Below are 24,640 nucleotides of genomic sequence, written 5' to 3' on the forward strand. Positions count from 1 at the left end.
CTCTCATCCACCCAGAAGCGCCAGAGCGTAGGAGGAGACGTCGGTGGCCAAGCGGAACGTGCGTGAGGACCGCCGTCGCGTCCGGCTCATGGAGGCGAAGGCGGACCTGCGCCGGGAGAAGGAGCGGCGTCGCCGGCGGGACAACACCATGGCGGCCGCAGTGGCCGCAGGGGCCATCGTGCTCGCCGCCGTGCTCCAGGGGACGGTCTTCGCCTCCAATCCCACCGCGGCGGACTATGCCGCTGCGCAGGCCGGGCTCAACCAGGCCTCGGCCAGCCCCTCCCCCAGCGCGAGCAACGGGCCGCAGATCCCCTCGCCCGAGACCGCCGCGGGGAAGACGTTCACCGGGGACCTCGTGCTCAACGGCAAGACGCTCGGCGTCGAGCTCGACGGGACGAAGGCGCCGCAGGCAGCGGCGGTGTTCTCCTCGCTCGCCCAGGCGGGCACCCTCAACGGGCGCTCGTGCGCGCGGCTGACGACGGGCGCGCAGTTCGCGCTCCTGCAGTGCGGGCAGGTGGCCGAGGGCCAGCCCCAGCCGGACTACACGTGGGGGCCGCTCGAGAACACCCCTGCGGACGCGATGTACCCGGCGGGGACCATCGCCGTCGCGAGGACGGCGAACAATGCGTACGGCAACGGGCAGCAGTTCTTCATCGTGTACCGGGACACCACGATCCCCGCGGACAGCGCAGGCGGGTACACCGTCGTCGGAAAGGTCACCTCGGGCCTCGACGCCGTCCAGGCCATCGCGGCCGGCGGTGTCACGACCGGCGAGGACGGGGCCCCGGTGACACCTGTCACGATAGACTCGTTCACGGTGAAGTGACGTGGCTGCCCGTGCCGACTGCTGTGCCGGCAGTGCCACCTGAAATGCAACCTCTAAGCGAAAGAGTTCTAGCGGTGACCGAAAGTCAGAAATCCGACGACACCGCGGCCCCTTCGGCCGCTCCCGTTCCCTCCCCCGCTGCCTTCGCGGCGAAGCCGAGGCCGGCCTCGCCCGCGGTCGTGGCACCTCAGGCGCCGACCCCGGCACCGGCACCGCCGGTGTCCCTCACGGAGGCTGCGAAGTGGGGCCGCGTCGAGGGTGACGGCCACGTCTTCCTCACGGTCGACGGCGAAGAGCACCCGGTAGGCCAGTACCCGGGGGTCTCCCCCGACGAAGCCCTTGCCTACTTCGCGCGGAAGTTCGAGGACGTCGTCGCGCAGATCTCGCTGCTGGAGCAGCGCGTGAGCTCCCACGCCTCGGTTGCGGACGTCCGCAAGGCCGTCACGCACCTGCGCGAGCAGCTCACGGAGCGGGCCATGGTCGGCGACGTGCGCTCCGCCGAGGGCCGCCTCGACGCGCTGGAAGCCTCCCTCGCCGACGCCGAGGCCCAGGAGAAGGCCGCCCACGAGACCGCCCGCGCAGAGGAACTCGCCCGCCGCGAGGCCATCGTCTCTGAGGCCGAGCAGATCAGCGGGCAGGACCCGGAGCGCACGCAGTGGAAGTCCAGCGGCGCCCGCATGAACGAGCTGTTCGAGGAGTGGAAGACCTCCCAGAAGTCTGGGCTCCGTCTGGGCAGGGCCACCGAGGATGCCCTGTGGAAGCGCTTCCGCGCCGCGCGCACCCAGTTCGACCGCCACCGCCGCGCCTACTTCTCGCAGCTGGACAGCCTCAACGCGCAGGCCAAGTCCGTCAAGGAGCGCCTCATCGCCGAGGCCGAGTCGCTGCAGACCTCCACCGAGTGGGGGTGGGCCGCGGGCGAGTACCGCCGCCTCATGGACGAGTGGAAGGCCGCGCCGCGGGCGAGCCGCAAGGACGACGACGCCCTCTGGCTGCGTTTCCGGGCGGCGCAGAACGTCTTCTTCGAGGCCCGCCAGGCAGCGAACGAGGCCGTGGACCGCGAGTACTCGGCCAACCTGAAGGTCAAGGAGCAGCTGCTGGCCGAGGCCCAGCAGCTCCTGCCGATCACCGACCTCGCGACCGCCAAGAAGGCGCTCCAGTCCATCCGTGACCGCTGGGAGGAGGCCGGCCGCGTTCCCCGGGCAGATATGGGCCGTGTCGAGGCCGGCCTGCGCAAGGTCGAGGACGCCATCGCCCACGCGGACCAGGAGAACTGGCGCCGGACGGACCCCGAGACGAAGGCGCGCACCGATTCCGCGCTCACGCAGCTCGAGTCGTCGATCGCCGCCCTCGAGGACGAGCTCGCCGACGCCGAGAACTCCGGCGACGTGCGTGCCGCCTCCAAGGCCCGCGAGGCCCTGGACGCCCGCCGCGCCTGGCTCGAGACCCTGCAGCGGTCCGCGGGCGAGCTCGGCTGAGCCCCGACGTTCCGCCTCCGGGAGGGGGCCCGCAGCGGTATGCTGCGGGCCCCCTCCCGCTTTATCCACAGGGGTGGCGCACGGGATGCGCGGTTCGCGCGGACGTGAGCATGATGGCCCCATGGCTACCCCGCTCCATCCCGCACCGGCGTCCGACGCCGATCCGCCGGTCCTCGTCGCCGGCGGCCCGTTCACCGCAGTCGAGCTCCAGGCGATGGAGCACGACGGCGTGCTCCGCCGCCTGATCGCCGACGCGTACGTGCCAATCCAGTGCGGGGAAGCCCCAGAGCTCCGAGCACGCGGCCTCGCCGCGATCCTCGCGCCGCGCCTCGTCCACCGCACAGTGGTCGGCCGCCTGACGGCCGCCTGGGTCTACGGCTGCGCGGGGAGGCCGGACACCCCGGTTCTCCTCGTCGACGGCTCCCGACGCATGTCCACGCTGCGTGCCACGCATCGGCTGCTCGTCCACGAGGTGTACTTCGGGCCCTTCGACGTCGTCGAGCTGGCCGGGGTGAGGGTTACGAGCCCGCTGCGCACCGCCGTCGACCTTGCGATCCACTCCGAGGAAGGCGTGTCCGTCCCGGTGCTCCGCAGGATGCTCGCCCAGCCCCGGCTCGGCCTCACGGTCGGTCTCGTGGCGCGCGGGCTCGATGCGCTCCCAAGGCAACCGCATCTGGCGCGGGCGCGCCGCGTCATCGCCCGGGTGGCGGGAGCGCCGGCGTCGTGAATCCCCTCAGGTGCGCCGGCGGTTGCCGGTCGTGCGGTACACGTCGAATACCCCGTCGATCCGCCGCACGGCGCTCAGCACGTGGCTGAGGTACTTCGGGTCGCCCATCTCGAACGCGAAGCGCGAGACGGCGAGACGGTCGGTGGACGTGTGCACGTGTGCGGAGAGGATGTTCACGTGGTTGTCGGAGAGCACGCGCGTCACATCCGAGAGGAGGCTCTTGCGGTCGAGTGCCTCGACCTGAATCTCCACGAGGAACACGCTCGACTGCGTCGGCGCCCACTCGACGTCCACCATCCTGTCCGGCTCCGACCGCAGCGTCGCGATGTTCGTGCAGTCGGTGCGGTGGACGGAAACGCCGGAGCCGCGGGTGACGAAGCCGACGATGGGGTCCGGCGGCACGGGGGTGCAGCATCGCGCGAGCTTGACCCAGACGTCCCCGACACCCTTCACGATCACGCCGGAGTTCGAGTACTTCGGCGGGATGCTGCCCTTGGTCGGGGCGATCGTCTCCGCGATGTCCTCGGCCGCGCCCGCGGCGCCGCCGAGGCTGTCGACGAGCTTCTCCACGACCGACTGGGCAGAGGCGTGGCCGTCGCCGATCCCTGCGTAGAGCCCGGCGATGTCCTGGTAGCGGAACTCCTGGGCGACGGCGAGGAGGGCGTCGTGGCTCAGGAGGCGCTGGAGCGGGAGGTTCTGCTTGCGCATCGCGCGCGTGAGCAGCTCCTTGCCCTTGTCGATGGCCTCCTCACGCCGCTCCTTGGTGAACCACTGCCGGATCTTGTTGCGCGCGCGGGCGCTCTTGACGAAGTGCTGCCAGTCCTGGCTCGGACCGGCTCCCTCCGCCTTCGACGTGAAGATCTCCACCCAGTCGCCGTGGTTCAGCTCGCTGTTGAGCGGCACCAGCTTCCCGTTGACGCGGGCGCCGATGGTGCGGTGGCCGACCTCCGTGTGGACGGCGTATGCGAAGTCGACCGGGGTCGATCCGGCCGGGAGCGCCATGACCTCGCCCTTCGGCGTGAAGACGAAGACTTCCTTGGCGTTGATCTCGAAGCGGAGCGAGTCGAGGAACTCCCCCGGGTCAGAGGTCTCCTGCTGCCAGTCCACGAGCGAGCGCAGCCAGCCCATCTCGGAGGCCTTGCCGCTGGGCGTGTGGCTCTGCCCGTTCGGCTGGTTCTTGTACTTCCAGTGCGCGGCGACGCCGTACTCCGCGCGCCGGTGCATCTCATGGGTGCGGATCTGGATCTCGACCGGCTTCCCACTCGGCCCGATGACCGTCGTGTGGAGAGACTGGTACATGTTGAACTTCGGCATCGCGATGTAGTCCTTGAACCTGCCCGGAAGCGGGTTCCACCTCGCGTGGAGGGTGCCCAGTGCGGCGTAGCAGTCGCGGACCGAGTCCACGAGCACGCGCACGCCCATGAGGTCATTGATGTCGTCGAACTCCTTCTGCCGGACGATCATCTTCTGGTAGATGGAGTAGTAGTGCTTCGGGCGCCCGGTGATCTCGGCCTTGATCCGCGCCGAGCGCAGGTCCTCGGCGATCTGCGCGCGGATCACCGACAGCTGCTTCTCGCGCTCCGGGGTGCGTGCCCCCACCATCCGCACGATCTCCTCGTACACCTTCGGGTAGAGCGCGGCGAAGGAAAGGTCCTCGAGCTCCCACTTGATCGTGTTCATGCCGAGCCTGTGCGCGAGGGGCGCGAAGATCTCGAGGGTCTCACGCGCCTTCCGCGCCGACGACTCCGGGGACACGAAGCGCCAGGTGCGGGCGTTGTGCAGGCGGTCCGCGAGCTTGATCACGAGGACCCTGATGTCCTTCGCCATCGCCACGACCATCTTGCGCACGGTCTCCGACTGGGCCGCGTCACCGAACTGGACCTTGTCCAGCTTCGTGACTCCGTCGACCAGCATCGCGACCTCGGGGCCGAAGTCACGCCTGAGGTCGTCGAGGGTGTAGGGGGTGTCCTCGACCGTGTCGTGCAGCAGCGCGGCCGCCAGGGTCGTGCCCGTCATGCCGAGCTCGGCGAGGATGGTGGCGACGGCGACGGGGTGGGTGATGTACGGGTCGCCGCTCTTCCGCTTCTGCCCCTGGTGGCTGCGCTCGGCCACCTCGTAGGCGCGCCGGATGAGATCGAAGTCCTCCCGAGGGTTGTTGGCCCGGACGGTGCGCAGCAGCGGCTCGAGGATCGGCGAGTGGGCGTTCGGGCCTCGCCCGGTGAGCCGGGCGAGGCGCGAGAACGTCCAGTCGCGGCGGCCCAGCGTGGGCCGCTCGAGGAGGCTGTTGCCTCCGGCGGGCGCATCGGAGAGGGCCGCCGCCACAGGGTCGGCGGGAGGCTGCGACGTCGTGTCACGCGTGCCGCTGTCCGCGGCGCCGGGCGCCGCGGGCTGAGCTGGCGTCGGACGCTCTACCACTGGCGGCACCTCCACACTTCTCGTCGGGATTCCCTCAGTGTATGCCTCGGCGAACCGCTCAGACGCCCGCGTTCGCTGTGGACCGACGCGACCGCACCCGGTCCGCCTGCTTCACGAGCTCGGGCTCGCGCTCGCGCAGCCACGCATACATGGGAGCCGCGATGAAGATCGTCGCCGCGGTGCCGATGAGGATGCCGACGAACAGGGCGAGCGAGAGGTCCCTGAGGGTGCCGGCACCGAGGAGGCCCGCGCCGATGAACAGGATGGCCGCGACGGGAAGGACCGCGACCATCATGGTGTTGATCGACCGGACCAGCGTCTGGTTCACCGCGAGGTTGACCTCCTCGGTGAAGGTCCGCCGGGTCGACGCTGTGATGTCTGCGGTGTTCTCCCGGATCTTGTCGAACACCACGACGGTGTCGTACAGCGAGTAGCTCAGGATCGTGAGGAAGCCGATGATCGCCGAGGGGGTGACCTCGAAGCCGCTGGCCGCGTAGACGCCGCCGGTGACCACCATGGTGACGAGCATGCCGGTGAGCGCCGAGAGCGACATCTTCCACGTCCGGAAGTACAGCGCCATGAGGACAGCGGCGAGGAGCACGAAGACCACGAACCCGATCATCGCCTGCTGGGTCACGTCAGCGCCCCAGGTCGGGCCGACGAACGACGACGTGACCTTGTCCGCCCCGACGCCGTACGCCTGCGCGAGCTTGTCCTTGACCTGGATGGTCTGATCGTCGGTGAGTCGCTCGGTCTGGACCCGCATCGTTCCCGGGGCGATGTTGCTGGCCCGTGGCGCGCTGTCGGCAGCGACCGACGTGACTGCCGCCTCGCCGAGGTGGGCATCGGTCGTGGACACCTGGGACACGCGGAACTCGCTGCCCCCGCGGAACTCGATGCCGAGGTTGAAGCCGCCGGCGAGGATGGGGATGAGGATCGAGGCGAGCACCAGGATCCCCGCGACCCCGAACCAGATCTTCTTGTTCTGGACGAACCCGTAGGAGCGCTTGCCCGTGTAGAGCTCGTTGCCGAACCGTGCGAAGAAGTTGGACATCAGTTCTCCTCCTCGGAACGCTCGTCGGCGCGGCTGGCGCGTCCCGCCGGCGACGAGACCCGTGCCCGCTCCGCCTCGGCCGCGCGCCGTTCTGCGATGGTCATGCGCCGCCCGGCCTCGCGGGCAGCGGCCGCGTTCTTCGGCCTGAGGTTCGCCTTGGCCGCCTCCGACGCCTCGCGCAGGCGCCCCGCGCCCCGGTACAGCGGGACGGCGCCGAGCCGCTCGGGATCGAGGCCGGAGAACCGGTGGCCCTCGCCGAAGAACCTGGTCCGCGCGAGGACCTGGAGCATCGGGTGGGTGAACATGAACACGACGAGGAGGTCGGCGATTGCCGTGAGGCCGAGCGTGAACGCGAAGCCGCGTACGTTGCCCACCGCCACGAAGTAGAGCACCACGGCGGCGAGGAGGTTCACGGCCTTGGAGGCGAGCACGGTCCGCTTGGCACGCTTCCAGCCGTTCTCGACGGCGGAGACCAGGCCGCGGCCCTCGCGGAGTTCGTCGCGGATGCGCTCGAAGTACACGATGAAGGAGTCCGCCGTCTGGCCGATCGCGACGATGAGGCCAGCGACGCCGGCCAGGGAGAGCCGGTAGTTCTCCGTCCAGCCGAGGATTGCGATCGCGAGGTAAGTCAGGACCCCGGCGACAACGAGCGAGGCGATGGTGACGAAGCCGAGCGCCCGGTACTGGAAGAGGGAGTAGATGACGACGAGGAGGAGGCCGATTCCGCCCGCCAGCAGGCCCATCTCGAGCTGCTGGCTGCCCAGGGTGGCCGAGATCTGCTCTTCGCTCTGGATCTCGAAGCTGATCGGCAGCGCCCCGTAGCGGAGCTGGTCGGAGAGGGTCTTGGCAGTCGCCTCGGTGAAGTTGCCGGTGATCTGCGGCCGACCGTCGGTGATCACGGCGAGGGAGCGCGGCGCCGAGATGACCTTGTCGTCGAGCACGATCGCGAACTGCGCCTTCGGATCGTTCTGGTTCGCCACGTAGAACCCGTTGAGGCGCTGCGTCACGGCCTTGAACTTCTCGGTTCCGGAGTCGTTGAACTGGATGTTCACAGCCCACTCGTTGGTCACGGCGCCCTGCCGGCCCTGCTGGAGCTGGAACGAGGAACCGGCGATCTCGGTGCCGAGGACCTCGACGGGGCCGAGGATGTACTTCACCGCGCCGGCGCCGCTCCCGGCGGTCTCGCACGTGACGAGCGGCTTGGAGGGATCAGACCGCTGGGTGGTCTCCGGCAGTGCCCCGGTGCAGTCGAGCGCCTCGAACTGCTGGTAGACGTCCGCGGTGATCCAGTTCGTGTCGCTCGCGTTGGCCGGCGCGGCCGTCGGCTTCGGGAGCTGGTCCGCGGGAGTGCGCTGGTCCGCCGGCACCGCGGCAGGGTTGCCGGCCACGAGGACGGGACGGAAGTTCATGTCGGCCGAGGCCTGGATGAGCTGGCGGGTCTCAGCAGACGGGGTGCCCGGCAGGCTCACGACGACGTTGCGGCCCGACTGGGTGCTGATCTCCGCCTCGGAGACGCCGGAGCCGTCGACGCGCTGGCGGATGATCTCGACAGCCTGGTTGAGCTGCTCCTGGTTGATCTGGGAGCCGCCCGCGACCTTCGGCGCGAGGATCATCTGGGTGCCGCCCTCAAGGTCGAGCGCGAGCTTCGGCGCCCAGGAGGCCTGGCCGGCGATAGTGCCACCGGCGAGGATGCCGGCGAGGGCCAGCAGGAGGACGACGAGCGAGAGGAGTGTCTTCAGTCCCGGCCGCGTGCGGGATCGTGCCATGGTGGTCCTTCGGGTGAGGGAGCGTGCGCGCCATCAGCGCCTGGAGCGCCTGACGCCGCGCCGCCCGGGATTGCGGGCCGGGCGGCGCGTCAGGGACTACTTGTCGTTCTTGCCCTCGTCGTTGAGGCGCCTGATCGTCTCTTCCGGGGTCTCATTCAGCTGCGACTGCGCGCCCGCCGCGGGGGCCTCACGCTTGTCGAGCCCAAGGGTCCCGCCGGCAGGAGCCACGGCGCCGGGCTCCCCGGAAAGCGAAGCGTCGGCGGCCGGAGCGGCCGGCTCGACGATCTTCGTGACCGCCTGGCGGTGCACCGTGGCCTCGTTGCCGGGGCTGAGCTCGAGAACCACCTTGTTCTCGGCCTCGTCGATGGAGATGATCCTGCCGTAGAGGCCGAAGCTCGTCATGACCTCGACGCCCGGGCCGAACTTGGACTGCATCTGCGCCTGCTGCTGCTGCGCCTTCTTGTTCCGACGGAACATCGTGAAGATGAAGAAAGCGAAGACAGCCAGCAGGAGGATGGTCATAAAGTCCATGAAAGGTCCAATCTTTTTCGTCGGCGCGGACACCGGCCACCGGGCGGGCCCGGGCACAGCGTAGCGGCCCCCGGCAAGGCGGGAGCGTGTATTCAGTCTAAGCGCACGCGCGCAGCGCGCCGCTCACTCCTCCAACGATTCATCGGGCTCATCCGAGCCCGGACCGAAGAGGGTTGCGCTCTCAGCGAACGGAGCCGGCGCAGGCACGGGGAGCCCGAGGTGCTCGTAGGCCAGCGGGGTCGCGATGCGCCCGCGAGGCGTGCGCCCCATCAGACCCTCCCGTACGAGATATGGCTCGGCAACGGTCTCCACAGTCTCCGGCTCCTCACCCACCGCGATCGCAAGGGTCGAGAGCCCGACGGGGCCCCCGCCGAACTTCGTCGCGAGCGCCGTCAGGACGTTCCTGTCGAGGCGGTCCAGCCCCTTCGCATCCACCTCGTACATGTCCAGGGCAGCACCGGCAGCCCGCGCATCGATCTGGTCGATCTGGTGCACGAGCGCCCAGTCGCGCACCCTGCGCAGCAGCCGGTTCGCGATACGCGGCGTCCCCCGCGACCGACCGGCCACCTCGGTGAACCCCGCTGAGGTGACCCTCAGGTCCAGCAGCCCCGCCGAGCGCCGCAGCACGAGCTCGAGCTCCTCGACGGAGTAGAACTCGAGGTGGCCCGTGAACCCGAAGCGGTCCCGCAGGGGCCCGGGCAGGAGGCCCGCGCGCGTCGTCGCACCCACGAGCGTGAACGGCGGCAGGTCGAGCGGGATCGCGGTCGCGCCGGCTCCCTTGCCGACCACGATGTCGACGCGGAAGTCCTCCATGGCCATGTACAGCATCTCCTCGGCAGGCCTGGACATGCGGTGGATCTCGTCGAGGAACAGGACCTCGCCCTCCGACAGGGACGAGAGGATGGCCGCGAGGTCCCCCGCGTGCTGGATCGCCGGGCCGGAGGAGATGCGTAGCGGTGCGTTCATCTCGCCCGCGATGATCATGGCGAGCGTGGTCTTCCCGAGTCCCGGCGGCCCTGAGAGCAGCACGTGGTCAGCAGTGCGGCCGCGCAGCCGGCTGGCCTCGAGCACCAGCGAGAGCTGGCGCCGCACCCGCGCCTGCCCCACGAACTCATCGAGGAACTTCGGCCGGAGCGCGGCCTCGATGACGCGTTCCTCGGGCTCCTCCTGGCTCGCGACGAGCGACGGCTCAGCCACGCGACCCCGCCTTCACGCCCCGGGTCCCCTGGCCCAGCCAGCGCAGGGTCGCACGGAGAATCTCCGGCACGCTTCCCGTCTCGGCCACGTCCGGCTGGTCCGCCATCGCCTTGTCGATGCTGGATGCCGCGTCCTTTTCGCTCCAGCCCAGCGACGACATCGCCTCGATGACCTGGGGCTTCCACCCGGCGCCGTCGCTGGCCGCGGCCGCCGCAGGCGCATCCCCGGTGCCGAGCGGCACGAGTTTGCCCTTGAGCTCGAGCACGAGCCGCGCGCCCACCTTCGGGCCGATCCCGGGAACCTTCGTGAACGCCTTCGCATCCTCGGAATGGGCTGCCACCCGGACTGCCTCGGGACTGTGCACCGCCAGCACCGCCAGCGCGAGGCGGGGTCCGACGCCGGAGACACCCAGGAGCACCTCGAAGACCTCGCGCTCCTCGGGCGCTGCGAAACCGAAGAGCGTCATCGAATCCTCGCGCACCACGAGCGACGTGTGCACGACGGCTTCATCGCCCACCCGGAGCCCCGCGAGGGTCTGCGGCGTGGCCCAGAAGGACATGCCGGCCCCGTTCACATCGATCACGCCTGACGACAGGCCCACATGCGCCACCGGACCACGGAGGAAGCTGATCACCGGGACTCCTTGCCTGTCACCCACAAACCGAACATATCTACGAGAACTCTAGCGGCCGACGGCGCCCGGTCCCCTCATCTGCCGCGGCGCGCCTTCGCTTCGGCCCGCACCGTCCGCCGCCCGGAGTCCCCTCGCCTCAGCCGCCGCGGCGCGCCTTCGCTTCGGCCCGCACCGTCCGCCACCCGGATTCCCCTCGCCTCAGCTGCCGCGGCGCGCCTTCGCTTCGGCCCGCACCGTCCGCCACCCGGAGTCCCCTCGCCTCAGCCGCCGCGGCGCGCCTTCGCTTCGGCTTCCTGCCATAGCCTCTGCGCCGGTGTCAGCGCCGTCGCCGTCATCGCCGTCGTGCGTCCGGCAGCCGACGGCGAGCCTGGAGCGCTTCCCCGCCACGCGTGCGCCAGGGCCAGCGCGAGGGCGTCTGCGGCGTCGGCGGGGCGCGGAGCCGTCTCGAGCCGCAGGATCTTCATCACCATCCTGGTCACGGCGGCCTTGTCGGCGCGCCCGCTCCCGGTCACGGCGGCCTTGACCTCGGACGGCGTATGGAGCGCAACGGGGATCCCACGCTTCGCCGCTGCGGCGATCACGATGCCGGACGCCTGCGCAACCCCCATCACGGTGCTCACGTTCATCTGCGAGAACACGCGCTCGACGGCGACCACCTCGGGCTCGAAGCGGTCGAGCCAGGCCTCCACGGCCTCGGCAATGGCGAGCAGCCGCGCATCCAGCGGCTCATGGGCCGTCGTGCCGACCACGGTGACGCCGACCAGCGTCGCCCGGCGGTCGCGCTCGACGTCGACGACCCCGATCCCGCAGCGCGTGAGGCCCGGGTCCACGCCCAGCACGCGCAGGGCAGACCCGGGCCTCACGGGAGCGGCGGCTCCATCAGAAGGGGCCACAGCTAGTCGTTCTCGAGCTCCGCCATGACGTCCTCGCTCATGTCAGCGTTCGTGTACACGTTCTGCACATCGTCGAGATCTTCGAGGGCGTCGACGAGGCGGACGAACTTCCGGGCGCCGTCGGCGTCGAGCTGGACCTCCATCGAGGGCACGAACTCGGCCTCGTCGGTGTCGTACTCGATGCCGGCCTCGGCGAGAGCATCGCGGATCGCCTGGAGGTCAGCGGGCTCCGAGTAGACCACCCAGTTCTCGCCGCCGTCCTTGACCTCTTCCGCCCCCGCATCGAGGACGGCCATGAGCACGTCGTCTTCCGAGAGGCCGTTCTTCGGCAGGCTCACCACGCCCTTGCGGTTGAAGAGGTAGTTCACGGAACCCTGGTCAGCCATGGTGCCGCCGTTGCGCGTGACCGCGAGGCGGACGTCGGCCGCGGCGCGGTTCCGGTTCTCGGTGAGGCACTCGATCAGGAGCGCGGAACCCTGGGGGCCGCGGGCCTCGTACATGATCTCGGTGTAGTCGATCGCCTCGCCGGTCAGCCCGGCGCCGCGCTTGATGGCGCGGTCGATGTTGTCGTTCGGGACCGAGTTCTTCTTCGCCTTGCTGACCGCGAGCTCGAGGTTCGGGTTGCCTGAGAGGTCCGGGCCGCCAAGCCTCGCGGCAACCTCGATGGTCTTGATGTACTTGGCGAATGCCTTGGCACGCTTGGCGTCGATGACCGCCTTCTTGTGCTTGGTGGTCGCCCATTTGGAGTGGCCGGACATGCCTACGCTTCTCCTCTGATCATGCGGATGAAAAGTTCATGGATCCGTGTCTCGCCGGTCACCTCGGGATGGAACGATGTGGCGAGCAGCCGTCCAGAACGCACTGCGACAATTCTAGACCTGCCCCCGAGCGCGGCCGTGTGCGACGCGTGCGCAGGATCCACCTCGGCGAGCACCTCGACGTCGGGCCCCACCCGCTCGACCCAGGGTCCCCTGATGAAGACGGCGTGGACCGGGCCCCCCGACTGGTCGACCTCCTTGAAGTCCAGGTCCGTCTCGAACGACTCGCGCTGGCGCCCGAAGGCATTGCGGCGGACGGTGATGTCGAGTCCGCCGAAGGTCTCCTGCGGCTTCCCGGACAGGTCCGACGTGGGGTCCGCGATCTCGTCTGCGAGCAGGATCATCCCAGCGCACGAGCCGTAGACCGGGAAGCCCTCCCGGATCCTGGCGCGCAGGGGGTCGGCGAGACCGAAGGCGCGGGCGAGCTTGTCGATCGTCGTCGACTCCCCGCCGGGGATCACGAGCCCGTCGAGACCGTCCAGTTCTTCGGGCCGCCTGACCTTCACGGCGCGGGCGCCCACGTGCGTCAGTGCCGCGAGATGCTCGCGGACGTCGCCCTGGAGGGCGAGCACGCCGACAAGGGGCGCGTTTCCGGTGCGCTCGGACGGAGGGGGCGGAACGAGAGAAGTCACCGGGACAGTCTAGTCAGCCCGCCGTCACCGCGGGTGGCCCGCCCCCCGAGTCCGCAGGCCGCCGGTAGCATGGACCCCAGACCCCGACGGACAACAGATGAGGACAGCACTATGTGCGGAATCGCCGGATACTTCGGCGCCGGGCTCGACGAATCGCTCCTGAAGGAGATGAACTCCTGCATCCTGCACCGGGGGCCCGACGGCGAGGGGTACTTCGCCGACGGGAAGGTAGGCCTGGCGCACCGCCGGCTCGCCATCGTCGACATCGCCCACGGCCAGGAACCGATGGTCAGCGCGGACGAGGACACGGTTCTCGTCTACAACGGCGAGGTCTACAACTACCGGGAGCTGCGGGGCGAGCTCGAGGCGCTCGGCCGCACCTTCCGCACCGCCTCCGACACGGAAGTCGTGCTCCAGGCGTATGAGCAGTGGGGCACGGAAGCGTTCGACCGCTTCAACGGCATGTTCGGCCTCGCCATCTTCGACCGACGCCGCAACCAGCTCGTCCTGGCCCGCGACCACTTCGGCATCAAGCCCCTCTACTGGGCCAACGCTGGCACCGAGTCCGATCCCCAGCTGCTCTTCGCCTCCGAGATCCGCCCCATCCTCGCCACGGGCCTCATCGAGGCCAAGCCCAATGAGCGGATCCTCTACCGGTACCTCCAGTACCGGATCCACGACGACACCGCGGAGACCTTCTTCGAGGGGGTCAACAAGCTCCTGCCCGGCGAGATGATGACGGTCGACCTCGGCACCGGACGCTTCCGCATCTCCTCGTACACGCGGCTCCGCGAGGAGCTCGAGGAGCTCGCCAAGGTCGGCACGCCGTACACGCCTGAGGTCGTCGACGAGTACCGCCGCCGGTTCACCGAGGCGATCCGCATCCGCCTCAACTCGGAGGTCCCCGTGGGCAGCGCCCTCTCGGGGGGCCTGGACTCGTCCGCCGTCGTGGTGACGATCAACCGCCTCATGCAGGAGAAGGCCGAGGGTCTCGAGGCCGTCGGTGCGAAGCAGAACACCTTCAGCGCGGTCTTCCCGAACGCCATCAACGACGAGGAGAAGTACGCCGATGCGGCCATCAACGTCTGCAGCGGCAACATCGCGGCTCACAAGATCAAGCCGACCCCCGAAGGATTCGACGCCGACCTCGTCGACTTCGTGCGCACCATGGAGGAGCCCATCATCTCCTCGGGCCCCTACGCGCAGTACTGCGTGATGAAGGAGGCGAGCAAGCATGTGACCGTGCTCCTCGACGGCCAGGGCGCCGACGAGATGATGGCCGGCTACATCCCCTACTACTTCGCCTACCTGCGGCAGCTCAAGGCCAAGGGCGACTACGCCACGCTCGCCAAGGAGACGGCGTCGAGCCTCGACATCTTCTACCGGCTCGGCCGGTTCCGCCTCCAGGGCAAGGTCAGCGGCAAGAAGACCGTGAGCATGGGCTCGCTCCTGAAGAAGGCGTGGACCAAGCAGTTCGCGGGCGAGACCTTCGGGAACATCCCGGCGAACCTCAAGCTGCGCCTCATCGACGACCTCTTCGCCAAGTCCCTCCCCTCGCTCCTGCGCTACGAGGACAAGAACACGATGCGCTTCTCGCTCGAGGGCCGCGTCCCCTTCCTGGACAAGGAGGTCGTGAAGTACCTCTTCTCGCTCTCGGACGAGGCGATCATCAAGGAGGGCTGGAACAAGCGGGTCCTGCGCGACGCCACCCGCGGGCTGCTCCCCGAGCTCATCAGCAACCGGCGCAACAAGATCGGCTTCACCACCCCTGAGGCGGAGTGGTTCACGCTCATGAAGGAGCGCCTCTACAAGATCTTCATGTCCAACTCGTTCTACTCGCGCCCTTACTGGGACCGCGAGCAGGTCCTGACGGCCTTCGAGGAGTACCTCGACGGCAAGAACGACGCGGACACGATGATCTTCTGGCGCCTGCTGAACGTCGAGCTCTGGCTGCGCGAATTCATCGACAAGGACGAGGCCCCCGCGGACGTCAAGGCCAACAAGAGCGACTACGAGGCCAACCCGGGCAAGGAGCTCGACATCGCCTCGAACGGCTCGGTGTTCCGGCGATACCCGCTGCAGACCGACGTCTTCGCGAAGGACACCGATCTCGCCGCCGGCGTCACCTCGTACGTCAAGCGCTTCTTCGACGGGCTGCCGGACGCGCCCGCCGAGGCGCGGACCGCCGTCGGGGGCAAGAAGTGGTACCTCCTCGTGAGCGAGAAGATCGTCGCCATCACCCAGGGCCGATCGTTCCCCGTCTGGGAGATCAAGGTGACACCCGCCGCGCGCGTGCTCTCCAAGTTCGTCACGCGCACGCCAGCCGGCATCGGCCTCGGGAGCCCATGGTCCATGCAGATCGCGATCAACGAGGTGGGCCTGCCGCTCATCGTCAAGGCCGCTGCCGCGTCCATCGTCGGCAAGGTCCAGGGCAAGAGCGGCGTCTTCTACGACGTCGTGGGCCACAACATCAACGCGATCGACGGCGCCACGCCCTACAGCCTCGGCGCGGCCAGCAACTCGGTGAAGCTCGCACCCAAGGATCCCGACGGCGTCGCCCGCGCCCTCAGCGCGGCCGTGAGGGCGGCGCTCCCGGCCGAGGCGGTGGCGTCGTTCGGCGGCAGCGCGGTCATGGACGCGAACGACCTCGGCGTCGTCGTCATGGGCCACGACACGGACCTGCCGAAGGAGACCATCGCAGGGATGTTCAAGGACAACCCCCAGGGCCAGGGCTCCCAGGCCACGCCGATGTCGCTCGTCTTCGCGCAGGACTGAACGCGGTGGGCAACCCGCTCCTTTCGCCCAGCCCGCTACCCTACGGGCTCCCGCCGTTCGCCGGCCTCCGCGAGGAGGACTACGCGGAGGCCGTCCGGGCCGGCCTCACCGAGCATCTGGCCGAGATCGAGGCGATCACCGGCTCGGACGAGGCGGCGGACTTCGAGAACACCGCTGTGGCGATGGAGCGTGCGGGAACCCTGCTCAACCGAGCGGTCTCGGCGTTCATGACCCTTGTGTCCTCACACGGCACCGACGGCATCCGCGCTCTCGAGACGGAACTCATGCCCGAGCTCTCGGCGCACGAGGACGCGGTGTACCTCAACCGGGCGCTCCACGAGCGTTTCGCGGCCATCCCCACGGGGGGCCTCGACGAGGAGTCCGCGCGCCTCGTGTCCGAATGGCTCGCCGCTTTCCGGCGTGCGGGCATCGTACTCGACGACGTCGGGCAGGCCCGCCTCCGCGCGATCAACGCCGAGCTCTCGCGGCTCGGCACGGAGTATGGCCAGCGGGTGGCCAGGGGCATCAACGAGGCCGCCGTCGTGGTGGTGGACGAGTCTGAACTCGCAGGCATGCCTGAGGACGACAGGGCCTCCGCGGCCGAGGCGGCCCGAGCAGCCGGGCACGAGTCCGGCTGGCTCCTGACCCTCATCCAGCCCACGGGTCAGCCGCATCTCGCGGTCCTCGAGGACCGCCGGCTTAGGCGCCGCATCTTCGAGGCGTCGGTGGCGCGCGGGAGCTCCGGCGGCGCGACGGACGTCCTCGGGCTCGTTACGGACATGGCCCGCCTGCGCGCCGAGAAGGCCGCCCTGCTGGGCTTCGCGGACTTCGCTGAGCTTGCCGTGGACGACCAGACCGCGGCCTCCATCGCCGCGGTCAGGGGCATGCTGGCCCAGCTCGCGCCCGCCGCGGTGCGGAACGCTGCGGCGGAGGCCGAGGTCCTCGCCCGGGCGGCCGGCCATGAACTCGAGCCCTGGGACTGGGATTTCTACTCGGCGAAGGTGCGCCGCGAGAAGTACTCGGTGGACGAGCAGGCGCTGCGGCCCTACCTCGAGCTCGACCGGGTCCTCGAGGACGGGGCGTTCTACGCCGCAGGCCAGCTGTTCGGCCTGACGTTCCGCGAACGCGACGACCTCGTCGGCTACCACGAGGACGTAAGGGTGTGGGAGGTGCTCGACGCCGACGGGGACGGGCTGGGCCTCTTCCTCGGGGACTACTTCGCCCGCCCGACCAAGCGCGGCGGCGCGTGGATGAACTCGCTCGTCGAGCAGTCCCGGCTCCTCGGCCTCCGGCCGGTGGTGGTCAACAACCTCAACGTCCCCAAGCCCGCCCCGGGCGAGCCGGCGCTCCTGACGCTCGACGAGCTGCGCACCGTGTTCCATGAGTTCGGGCACGCCCTGCACGGGCTGCTCTCCGACGTCGCGTACCCGCGGTTCTCGGGGACGAACGTGCCCCGCGACTTCGTCGAGTATCCCTCCCAGGTGAACGAGATGTGGATGTTCGCGCCCGAGGTGGTGCGGAACTACGCGCGGCACCACGCCACGGGAGAGCCGCTGGGCGCTGCAGTGCTCGAGCGCCTCGATGCCGCCCGGCTGTGGGGGGAGGGCTTCGCAACCACGGAGTACCTCGGAGCCGCGGTGCTCGACCTCGCATGGCACAGCCTGCACGCCGGCGAGGAGCCCGGCGATCCCGTCGCGTTCGAGGCGAAGGCGCTCGCCGATGCGGGCGTCGCGGTGCCTCTCGTGCCGCCGCGGTACCGCACGGGCTACTTCCAGCACATCTTCGCCGGCGGGTGGTACGCCGCCGGATACTGGTCCTACATCTGGAGCGAGGTCCTCGACGCGGACACCGTCGAGTGGTTCAGGGAGAACGGCGGCCTGACGCGCGCCAACGGCGACGCGTTCCGCCGCGAGCTGCTCTCGCGCGGCAACTCCCGCGACCCGCTGGCCTCGTTCCGTGCCTTCCGCGGCCGGGACGCCGACGTCGGCCCGCTCCTCGCCCGGCGCGGCCTCGCCTGATCCGGGCACCGGGCGGAACACGGCCCTTCGCCCCTGCCCGCGCACGCGCACCTGCGCGACAGTGGAGGGGACACGCGAGGAGGACCAGATGCACGTGTTCAAGGACAGGTCCGAGGCCGGCCGTGAACTCGCCCGCGCGCTCACACGCCTCAGGGGGCCGGGGACCGTCGTCCTCGGGCTCCCCCGCGGCGGCGTCCCGGTGGCGTTCGAGGTCGCCGTGGCCTTGGACGCCCCTCTGGACGTGATCGTGGTCCGCAAGCTCGGCGTGCCGTTCCAGCCTGAGCTCGCGATGGGGGCGGTCGGCGAGAACGGCGTCCGGGTCCTCGACGACCGGGTTCGCTCGCTGTCCGGGGTGACCGAGCGCGAACTTGCGCTGGTTGAGGCACGGGAACGTGAGGTCCTCGAGAAGCGCGTCGCCCAGATCCGGGCGGTCCGCGCGCCCGAGGACCTCCACGGGAAGACAGCCGTCATCGTCGACGACGGCATCGCCACCGGCTCGACGGCCCGGGTCGCCTGCCGGGTCGCCCGTGCTCTCGGCGCCGAGCGCGTCGTGCTCGCCGTGCCGGTGGGCCCGAAGGACACCGTCGGGGACTTCCCGGAGGCCGACGAGGTGGTCTGCCTGACGACTCCGTCGCCGTTCCGGGCGGTGGGGCGCTTCTACAGCGACTTCTCCGCGACGGAGGACGACGAGGTCCTCCACCTCCTCGGTGCGGCCGCGCGGCGCCCGGCCGCGGTGTCCCCGCAGAAGGATGCCGCGCCCGTGCACGAGGACGTGCTCATCCCGCTCGACGGGGTCACCGTCCAGGGCAGCCTCCACCTCCCGGCCACGGGCGGCGTCGTCGTGTTCGCACACGGAAGCGGCAGCAGCCGGCACAGCCCGCGGAACCGGGCCGTGGCCCGCGTCCTCCAGAACGCCGGGCTCGGCACCCTCCTGCTCGACCTCCTGTCGCCGGACGAGGAACTCGAGCGCCGCGCCGTCTTCGACATCGGACTCCTCGCCTCCCGCCTCATGGCAGCCACCGACTGGCTGCGCTCGGAGCGCGCCGGGTCCAGGACCGTGGGCTACTTCGGGGCCAGCACCGGCGCGGCAGCCGCCCTGTGGGCTGCCGCGGAGCCCGACTCCGGCATCTCGGCCGTGGTCTCGCGCGGCGGCCGGCCGGACCTCGCCATCGGGCGCCTTGGCGATGTGCAGGCGCCCACCCTCCTGATCGTCGGGGGGGCGGACCACCAGGTCCTCGAGCTCAACCGCGAGGCGGCCCGGCACCTCAGGTGCCCGCACCGGCTCGAGGTCGTCCCGCGCGCTACCCACCTCTTCGAGGAGCCTGGCACGCTCGACGCCGTGGCGCGCCTCGCCCGCGACTGGTTCACCGATCACCTGGCGTGAGGGCCGGGGTCCCGCCTGAGAGCCGGGTCCCGGCCTGCGCCTCGCCCGGGCCTCCAGGCGGGAGGCAGTGGCGGGAGCCTCGGGCGGAGGCTCAGGCAGTGCCGTGCGCGGCGACGTAGGCGACGAGGCCGCCGAACGTGCCGACCTGGGCGTAGTCCCGCTCAGGCACGTCCACGCCTGTGGTCTGGGCAATCTGCTCGATGAGCCGCAGGAAGTCGAGGGAGTCGAGGTCGAAGTCCTGGCGCAGGCGGTCGGCGTCGTCGATCTCCTCCGGCTCGATCTCGGGTGCGATCTCGCGCAGCGCCGCGGTCACGGCGGCGCGTGGGTCAGTGGGGGTCATAGCTCCTCCGGTGTGAGCAGAAGTTCCTGGATGCGGGTCAGGTACCGTCCGCCGCCGAGGCCGTCGCTCACCCGGTGGTCGGCCGAGAGGGTCGCCGTGACGGCCTGGCGCACGCCGAGCATCCCGTTCTCGGCCCACGGGCGCTCGACGACGCGCCCGAACCCGACCATCGCGACCTGCGGGGGGACGATCACGCCGAAGACGGCCTCGACGCCGAGGTCGCCGAGGCTCGTGACGGTGATGGTCGCGTCCGCCATCTCGGTCCGGAGCAGCCGGCCAGCCCTCGCGCGGGCGACGAGGTCGCGGAGCTTCTCCATGAGCTCGTCGACAGGCAGCGCGTCGGCGTCGTGCAGGGCGGGCGCGACGAGCCCGCCCCCGCGCAGCGCCACTGCGACCCCGAGGTGCACCCGCTCGCCCGCGGCGAACCCCGAATCCGTCCAGTAGCCGTTCATGGCGGGCACCTCGCGGGCGGCCACGGCGGCCGCCTTGAGCAGGAACGCCGCCGGGACGAGCCGTGCCGAGACGGGGCGGGTCAGATTCCGCTCCTGCATGAGGGCCATCGTCGCCGAGAGGTCAACGGTGGTGCTGAGGTAGTAGTGGGGGACGGTCGCCTTCGACTTCGCCATGAGGCTCCCGAGGGCCGCGCGCAGTGTCGCCGCCTTCCCGGCAGGGGGCTGGGCTGCCGGCCGCCCACCGGCCGACGACGCCGCAACCGCCTCGCTCCCGGACGGAACCGGGCGTGCGGCCGCCTCGGCGGCACGGCGCACGTCGGCCTCGGACACGCTCCCCTGCTGGCCCGTACCGACGACGGCTTCGAGGTCGATTCCTAGCTTGGCCGCGAGGCGCCGGGCCAGGGGCGACGAGCGGATACGGCGGGGGCCCGTGGGAGACGGGATCGGAAGCGGCGAGACGGACGTCCGCGGGCTGGGTACGGGCTTACTGGGTGCAGGCAGGCTGGCCGGCGGGGCCGCCACCTCGCGCGGAGGCTCCGCCGGTGCGGGCTCTGCGGCGGCGCCGTCGCCACCCGGTTCCGCTGGCTCCTCCGCTGCCGCACCGCCCTGGCCAAGCCGGACGATCGGGGTCCCGACCGGGACCGTCTCGCCGAGCCCCACGAGGTACTCCCCCACCACGCCGTCCTCGAACGACTCGACGTCCATGACCGTCTTGTCGGTGTCCACGACCGCGACCAGGTCGCCCCGGTGCACTGCATCGCCGGGCTTCACGAGCCACTCGACGACCTTGCCGTGGTCCATGTCCGCCCCGAGCGAGGGCATCCGCAGCTCAGGCACCGGACGACACCGCCTCGAGCGCCGCCGCGACCACGCGTGGCGCGGAGGGGAGAGCTGCCTCCTCGAGGTGCTTGGCGTAGGGCATGGGCACCTCCGCGCCGCAGACGCGGCCCACCGGCGCGTCCAGGTCGTAGAAGGCCTTCTCGCCGATCCGGGCGGCGATCTCGGCGGACAGGCTGCCGCTGCGCCATGCCTCGTCCACGACGACGGCGCGGTGGGTGCGGGCAACGCTTGCGAGGATGGTCTCCTCGTCGAGCGGCCGGAGCGTGCGCAGGTCGATGACTTCGGCACTGACGCCCTGCTCGCCCAGCTGTGCCGCGGCGTCGAGGGTGAGCGGAAGGGTCCCGCCATAGGTGATCAGGCTGATGTCCGTACCGGCCCGGCGCACGGCGGCCCGGTCGATCCCCACCGGCCCTGCCTCGCCGTCCAGCTCGCCCTCGACGCCGTAGAGCGAGCCGTGCTCGAAGATGAGCACCGGGTCCGGGTCCTCAAGGGCGGTCCACAGCATGCCCCGCGCGTCCTCGAGCGTGGCCGGTGCCAGGATGCGCAGGCCTGGGATGTGGGCGTACCAGCCCTCGAGGCTGTGCGAGTGCTGCGCCCCCAGCTGCCGTCCGGCCCCGGTGGTCATCCGGATCACCAGCGGCACGTTGAACTGGCCGCCGGACATGTGGAGCAGGGTTGCCGCGCTGTTGACGATCTGGTCGAGTGCCAGGAGGCTGAAGTTGACCGTCATGATCTCCACGATCGGACGCATTCCGCCGAGCGCCGCGCCGATTCCGGCGCCCACGAAGCCGGATTCGGACAGGGGCGTGTCACGCACGCGCGACGGCCCGAACTCCTCGAGGAGTCCCAGGCTCACGGCGAAGCAGCCGCCGTAGGCGCCCACGTCCTCGCCCATGAGGAACACGCGCTCATCCCGCTGGAGCGCATCGCGCAGCGCGGCACGCATTGCCTCGCGGTAGGTGGACTTCATAGCGTGCGCCTCTCGCTGTAGACGAAGCGAGTCAGCTCCTCGGCGGGCTCGAGCGTCCCCGCCTCGGCGAACGCGATGGCGTCCCCCACCTCGTCGTCGACCTCCCGTCCGATCCGCGACCACGCGTCGTCGTCCAGCTGGCCGGCCGCCACGAGCGCGTCGCGGAGGGCGGGGATGGGGTCCCGCTGCATCCAGGTGGCGACTTCGGCCCTCTCCCGGTAGCGCTCCGGATCGAACATGGAGTGGGCGCGGAAGCGGTAGGTGCGCAGCTCGAGGAAGTACGGGCCGCCCCCGGCGCGGACGGACTCGGCGGCGCGGCGCGCGGCGTCGGCGACCGCGAGGGCGTCCATGCCGTCGACCTCCCACGCGGGCACGCCGTAGGAGGCGGCCTTGAGCGCGAGGTCCGTCTGCGACTCTGACCTGGTCAGGGCGGTGCCCATGGCGTAGAGGTTGTTCTCGCAGCAGAAGAGGACGGGGAGGCGCCACAGCGCCGCGAGGTTCATGCTCTCGTGGAACTCCCCCTCGGCCATGGCGCCCTCGCCGAAGAAGCACGCGGTCACGCGGTTCCGGCCCTGCATCGCGTCTGCGAGGGCCAGCCCGACGGCCAGCGGGAGGCCTCCCGCGACGATGGCATTGCCGCCGTAGAAGCGGGCACCGGCGTCGAACAGGTGCATCGAGCCGCCGCGTCCCCGGCTGCAGCCCTCGGCCTTGCCGAACATCTCGGCCATGAGGCTGCGGGCTGAGACGCCCCTCAGGAGGGCGTGGCCATGCTCGCGGTACGTGGCGACGACGGCGTCCTCCGCACCGAGCGCGTGCATGACGCCGGCCACGACGGCCTCCTCGCCGATGGAGACATGGAGGAACCCGCGGATCTTCTGCTCGGTATAGAGCCGCACGCACGCCTCCTCGAGGCGCCGGACGCGCAGCATGGACCGCAGCAGCCCGAGCGCCGCCTCTGGGTCGACCGCGAGCAGCCCGTTCGAGAGCGAGGTGCTCATGGCCGTGCCTCCAGGGTCGAGACGTCGCCCTCCGGCAGGCCCAGCTCGCGCGCCTTGAGCAGGCGCCGCAGCACCTTCCCGCTGCGCGTGTGCGGCAGGGCCTCCACGAACTCGATGTCGCGCGGCGCAACCGCGGCACCGAGGCGCCGCCGTGCGAATCCGATGATGTCGAGCCTCAGCTCGCTGCTCGGCTCGCGACCCGGCCGGAGTTCGACGAAGGCCTTGACCGTCTCCCCCGCCACCTCGTCCGGCACGCCGATCACGCCCGCCTCGGCAACCGCGGGGTGCTCCATGAGCGCACTCTCGACCTCGAACGGGCCGATCAGGTGACCGGAGGACTTGATGACGTCGTCGCCCCGCCCGACGAACCAGAAGTAGCCGTCGTCGTCGCGCGTCGCGAGGTCGCCGGTGAGGTACCAGCCGCCGGCGAAGCACTTGCGGTAGCGCGCCTCCTCGTTGAGGTAGCCGCGGAACATCGAGGGCCAGCCGGGGCGCAGCGCGAGCTCGCCGACGTCGCCGGCGTGCTCCACCTCGACGGCCTCCCCATCACGGAGCACGGGGCGGTCGTCGGGGCCCCGCATCAGGACCGCCGCCTCGACGCCGGGCAGCGGCTTCCCCATCGACCCCGGGCGGATGTCCATCGCGGCGTAGTTTGCGATCATGATCCCCCCGGTCTCGGTCTGCCACCAGTTGTCGTGGATCGGCAGGCCCAGGGACTCCTGGCCCCACAGCACGACCTCGGGGTTGAGCGGCTCGCCGACGCTCGCGACGAAGCGCAGGGCGGACAGGTCGTAGCCCGCGGCCCGTTCCGCGCCGGCCTTCATGAGCATCCTCAGCGCGGTCGGGGCCGTGTACCAGACGGTCACCCGCTGCTCCGCGAGGATGCGGTACCAGCGGTCGACGTCGAGCTCCTCCTCGTCGACCACGGCGGTCACTCCATGCACGAGCGGGGCAATGATCCCGTACGAGGTCCCGGTCACCCAGCCGGGGTCGGCTGTGCACCAGTAGACGTCGTCCTCGTGGAGGTCGAGGGCGAAGCGGCCGGTCGCCCAGTGGGCCACGACCGCCTCGTGGACGTGCTGGGCGCCCTTGGGCGTGCCGGTGGTGCCGCTCGTGAAGTGCAGGAGGGCGTAGTCGCCGGGACGGGTTGCTGCCGCGGCTTCGAGCGGTTCGGCGGTGTCCAGCAGCGCGGCGAGGTCGAGCGTCCCCGGCTCGGGGGCGCCGTCGGCGTCGACGAGGAGCACGTGCTGCAGGTCGGGGAGGTCCGCCCTGAGCGCGGCGACCTTCTTGCGGTACAGGGACCGTGTCGTGACGAGCACCCGGCCGCTGCCCAGCCGGAGCCGCTGGCGGACTGGGTCCGGCCCGAAGGCAGAGAACAGGGGGCAGAACACGCTCCCGGCCTTGAGCGTGCCCAGCACGGCGGCGTACAGCTCGGGCCTGCGCCCGAGGAGCGAGAAGACGCGCTCGCCGCGCCCGACGCCGAGGCCGCGCAGCACCGCGGCGAAGCGGCTCACGCGGTCGGCGAGCCCGGCGTAGGTGATCGATTCGAGCGACCCGTCGGCCCGCACGAAGCGCAGGGCTTCACGGGCCGCCAGCGGTCCCGCGGCGTGCCTGTCCACGGCTTCATGCGCGATGTTGAGCCCGCCGCCGGGCAGGCCCGAGAGTGCACGGCGCGCATCATCCCAGCTGAAGGCGGCGCGTTCGGCGTCGTAGTCGGCAAGGTGCGGCAACACGGCCAGGGTGCTGGCGTCCTTGCGGATGACCGGCCACGCGGTTCCCGTCGGAGTCTCTGCGCTCACGTGACCATCTCACGCCCGCAGCCCGTGGGGGCCAAGTGCCGAAAGTCCCCGCGCCCTCCGCGGCGCGCGCCCAGCCGCACGCACGACGGGGGGCCG

At 70.7% G+C, this 24,640-nt stretch carries 20 protein-coding genes; 6 read left to right on the forward strand and 14 right to left on the reverse strand.

Annotated elements, in window-relative coordinates:
- The first annotated feature begins 88 nt into the window (after nucleotides 1-88).
- The 3 genes from ABD298_RS03095 to ABD298_RS03105 all read left to right on the forward strand — a co-directional run bounded on the left by ABD298_RS03095 (nucleotide 89) and on the right by ABD298_RS03105 (nucleotide 3,028).
- Nucleotides 89-826, forward strand: a complete 738-nt coding sequence (locus ABD298_RS03095; RefSeq protein WP_344299026.1) for a peptidylprolyl isomerase — start codon at nucleotides 89-91, stop codon at nucleotides 824-826.
- Between the two features lie 44 nt (nucleotides 827-870).
- Entirely contained in the window at nucleotides 871-2,301 is a 1,431-nt protein-coding gene (locus ABD298_RS03100; protein WP_425564288.1) for a DUF349 domain-containing protein, read from the forward strand.
- A gap of 121 nt (nucleotides 2,302-2,422) precedes the next feature.
- Nucleotides 2,423-3,028, forward strand: coding sequence for a type IV toxin-antitoxin system AbiEi family antitoxin (locus ABD298_RS03105; protein ID WP_344298236.1), 606 nt, complete (start codon nucleotides 2,423-2,425; stop codon nucleotides 3,026-3,028).
- A gap of 6 nt (nucleotides 3,029-3,034) precedes the next feature.
- Here the strand turns inward: ABD298_RS03105 and ABD298_RS03110 are convergent, their stop codons facing one another.
- The 9 genes from ABD298_RS03110 to pdxT all read right to left on the reverse strand — a co-directional run bounded on the left by ABD298_RS03110 (nucleotide 3,035) and on the right by pdxT (nucleotide 12,968).
- Nucleotides 3,035-5,350: a RelA/SpoT family protein gene (locus ABD298_RS03110; RefSeq protein WP_425564342.1), complete on the reverse strand. Its 2,316-nt coding sequence runs from the start codon at nucleotides 5,348-5,350 to the stop codon at nucleotides 3,035-3,037.
- Between the two features lie 151 nt (nucleotides 5,351-5,501).
- Complete coding sequence (gene secF / locus ABD298_RS03115; RefSeq protein WP_344298237.1) at nucleotides 5,502-6,497, reverse strand: protein translocase subunit SecF; 996 nt, start codon at nucleotides 6,495-6,497, stop codon at nucleotides 5,502-5,504.
- Nucleotides 6,497-8,263 (reverse strand): protein translocase subunit SecD, encoded by a 1,767-nt coding sequence (gene secD / locus ABD298_RS03120; protein ID WP_344298238.1) that lies wholly within the window; start codon nucleotides 8,261-8,263, stop codon nucleotides 6,497-6,499. The genes secF and secD overlap by 1 nt, the downstream gene beginning before the upstream one ends.
- Nucleotides 8,264-8,359: 96 nt before the next feature.
- A complete protein-coding gene (gene yajC / locus ABD298_RS03125) occupies nucleotides 8,360-8,794 on the reverse strand; it encodes a preprotein translocase subunit YajC (RefSeq protein WP_425564289.1) in 435 nt (144 codons plus the stop codon).
- Between the two features lie 123 nt (nucleotides 8,795-8,917).
- Nucleotides 8,918-9,991, reverse strand: coding sequence for a Holliday junction branch migration DNA helicase RuvB (ruvB, locus tag ABD298_RS03130; protein ID WP_344298239.1), 1,074 nt, complete (start codon nucleotides 9,989-9,991; stop codon nucleotides 8,918-8,920).
- Nucleotides 9,984-10,625 carry a Holliday junction branch migration protein RuvA gene (gene ruvA / locus ABD298_RS03135; RefSeq protein ID WP_344298240.1) on the reverse strand — a complete coding sequence of 214 codons (642 nt, stop codon included), beginning with the start codon at nucleotides 10,623-10,625 and terminating at the stop codon, nucleotides 9,984-9,986. Before ruvA ends, ruvB begins: the two co-directional genes overlap by 8 nt.
- Before the next feature lie 260 nt (nucleotides 10,626-10,885).
- On the reverse strand, nucleotides 10,886-11,488 hold the full coding sequence (gene ruvC / locus ABD298_RS03140; protein ID WP_344298241.1) for a crossover junction endodeoxyribonuclease RuvC: 603 nt from the start codon (nucleotides 11,486-11,488) through the stop codon (nucleotides 10,886-10,888).
- A gap of 32 nt (nucleotides 11,489-11,520) precedes the next feature.
- Nucleotides 11,521-12,276, reverse strand: coding sequence for a YebC/PmpR family DNA-binding transcriptional regulator (locus ABD298_RS03145; RefSeq protein ID WP_344298242.1), 756 nt, complete (start codon nucleotides 12,274-12,276; stop codon nucleotides 11,521-11,523).
- A 2-nt stretch (nucleotides 12,277-12,278) separates the two neighbouring features.
- On the reverse strand, nucleotides 12,279-12,968 hold the full coding sequence (gene pdxT / locus ABD298_RS03150) for a pyridoxal 5'-phosphate synthase glutaminase subunit PdxT (RefSeq protein ID WP_344298243.1): 690 nt from the start codon (nucleotides 12,966-12,968) through the stop codon (nucleotides 12,279-12,281).
- A 111-nt stretch (nucleotides 12,969-13,079) separates the two neighbouring features.
- On the opposite strand from pdxT, the gene asnB reads away from it, so the two are divergent.
- From asnB to ABD298_RS03165, 3 genes are all read left to right on the forward strand, one after another.
- Nucleotides 13,080-15,743: an asparagine synthase (glutamine-hydrolyzing) gene (gene asnB, locus ABD298_RS03155; RefSeq protein ID WP_344298244.1), complete on the forward strand. Its 2,664-nt coding sequence runs from the start codon at nucleotides 13,080-13,082 to the stop codon at nucleotides 15,741-15,743.
- Nucleotides 15,744-15,748: 5 nt separating this feature from the next.
- Nucleotides 15,749-17,761, forward strand: a complete 2,013-nt coding sequence (locus ABD298_RS03160) for a M3 family metallopeptidase (RefSeq protein WP_344298245.1) — start codon at nucleotides 15,749-15,751, stop codon at nucleotides 17,759-17,761.
- Nucleotides 17,762-17,849: 88 nt separating this feature from the next.
- Nucleotides 17,850-19,145 (forward strand): phosphoribosyltransferase family protein, encoded by a 1,296-nt coding sequence (locus ABD298_RS03165; RefSeq protein WP_344298246.1) that lies wholly within the window; start codon nucleotides 17,850-17,852, stop codon nucleotides 19,143-19,145.
- Between the two features lie 91 nt (nucleotides 19,146-19,236).
- Here the strand turns inward: ABD298_RS03165 and ABD298_RS03170 are convergent, their stop codons facing one another.
- The 5 genes from ABD298_RS03170 to acsA are packed head-to-tail and all read right to left on the reverse strand — an operon-like array spanning nucleotide 19,237 to nucleotide 24,544.
- Complete coding sequence (locus ABD298_RS03170; RefSeq protein WP_344298247.1) at nucleotides 19,237-19,485, reverse strand: acyl carrier protein; 249 nt, start codon at nucleotides 19,483-19,485, stop codon at nucleotides 19,237-19,239.
- The gene (locus ABD298_RS03175) at nucleotides 19,482-20,774 is read right to left on the reverse strand and encodes a dihydrolipoamide acetyltransferase family protein (protein WP_344298248.1); all 1,293 of its coding nucleotides are present in this window, start codon (nucleotides 20,772-20,774) and stop codon (nucleotides 19,482-19,484) included. Before ABD298_RS03175 ends, ABD298_RS03170 begins: the two co-directional genes overlap by 4 nt.
- Nucleotides 20,767-21,747, reverse strand: coding sequence for an alpha-ketoacid dehydrogenase subunit beta (locus ABD298_RS03180; protein ID WP_344298249.1), 981 nt, complete (start codon nucleotides 21,745-21,747; stop codon nucleotides 20,767-20,769). The genes ABD298_RS03175 and ABD298_RS03180 overlap by 8 nt, the downstream gene beginning before the upstream one ends.
- A complete protein-coding gene (pdhA, locus tag ABD298_RS03185) occupies nucleotides 21,744-22,745 on the reverse strand; it encodes a pyruvate dehydrogenase (acetyl-transferring) E1 component subunit alpha (RefSeq protein WP_344298250.1) in 1,002 nt (333 codons plus the stop codon). The genes ABD298_RS03180 and pdhA overlap by 4 nt, the downstream gene beginning before the upstream one ends.
- Nucleotides 22,742-24,544 (reverse strand): acetate--CoA ligase, encoded by a 1,803-nt coding sequence (acsA, locus tag ABD298_RS03190; protein ID WP_344298251.1) that lies wholly within the window; start codon nucleotides 24,542-24,544, stop codon nucleotides 22,742-22,744. The genes pdhA and acsA overlap by 4 nt, the downstream gene beginning before the upstream one ends.
- Nucleotides 24,545-24,640 lie beyond the last annotated feature (96 nt).

Origin of the sequence: Sinomonas flava, from assembly GCF_039531875.1 — a bacterium.
GTDB classification, from domain to species: domain Bacteria; phylum Actinomycetota; class Actinomycetes; order Actinomycetales; family Micrococcaceae; genus Sinomonas; species Sinomonas flava.

Coding starts and splice junctions, on each gene's coding strand:
- ABD298_RS03095 (WP_344299026.1), top strand. CDS start 89: ATGGAGGCGAAGGCGGACCTGCGCCGGGAGAAGGAGCGGCGTCGCCGG.
- ABD298_RS03100 (WP_425564288.1), top strand. CDS start 871: ATGCAACCTCTAAGCGAAAGAGTTCTAGCGGTGACCGAAAGTCAGAAA.
- ABD298_RS03105 (WP_344298236.1), top strand. CDS start 2,423: ATGGCTACCCCGCTCCATCCCGCACCGGCGTCCGACGCCGATCCGCCG.
- secF (WP_344298237.1), bottom strand. CDS start 6,497: ATGTCCAACTTCTTCGCACGGTTCGGCAACGAGCTCTACACGGGCAAG.
- secD (WP_344298238.1), bottom strand. CDS start 8,263: ATGGCACGATCCCGCACGCGGCCGGGACTGAAGACACTCCTCTCGCTC.
- yajC (WP_425564289.1), bottom strand. CDS start 8,794: ATGGACTTTATGACCATCCTCCTGCTGGCTGTCTTCGCTTTCTTCATC.
- ABD298_RS03145 (WP_344298242.1), bottom strand. CDS start 12,276: ATGTCCGGCCACTCCAAATGGGCGACCACCAAGCACAAGAAGGCGGTC.
- asnB (WP_344298244.1), top strand. CDS start 13,080: ATGTGCGGAATCGCCGGATACTTCGGCGCCGGGCTCGACGAATCGCTC.
- ABD298_RS03165 (WP_344298246.1), top strand. CDS start 17,850: ATGCACGTGTTCAAGGACAGGTCCGAGGCCGGCCGTGAACTCGCCCGC.
- ABD298_RS03170 (WP_344298247.1), bottom strand. CDS start 19,485: ATGACCCCCACTGACCCACGCGCCGCCGTGACCGCGGCGCTGCGCGAG.
- ABD298_RS03180 (WP_344298249.1), bottom strand. CDS start 21,747: ATGAAGTCCACCTACCGCGAGGCAATGCGTGCCGCGCTGCGCGATGCG.
- pdhA (WP_344298250.1), bottom strand. CDS start 22,745: ATGAGCACCTCGCTCTCGAACGGGCTGCTCGCGGTCGACCCAGAGGCG.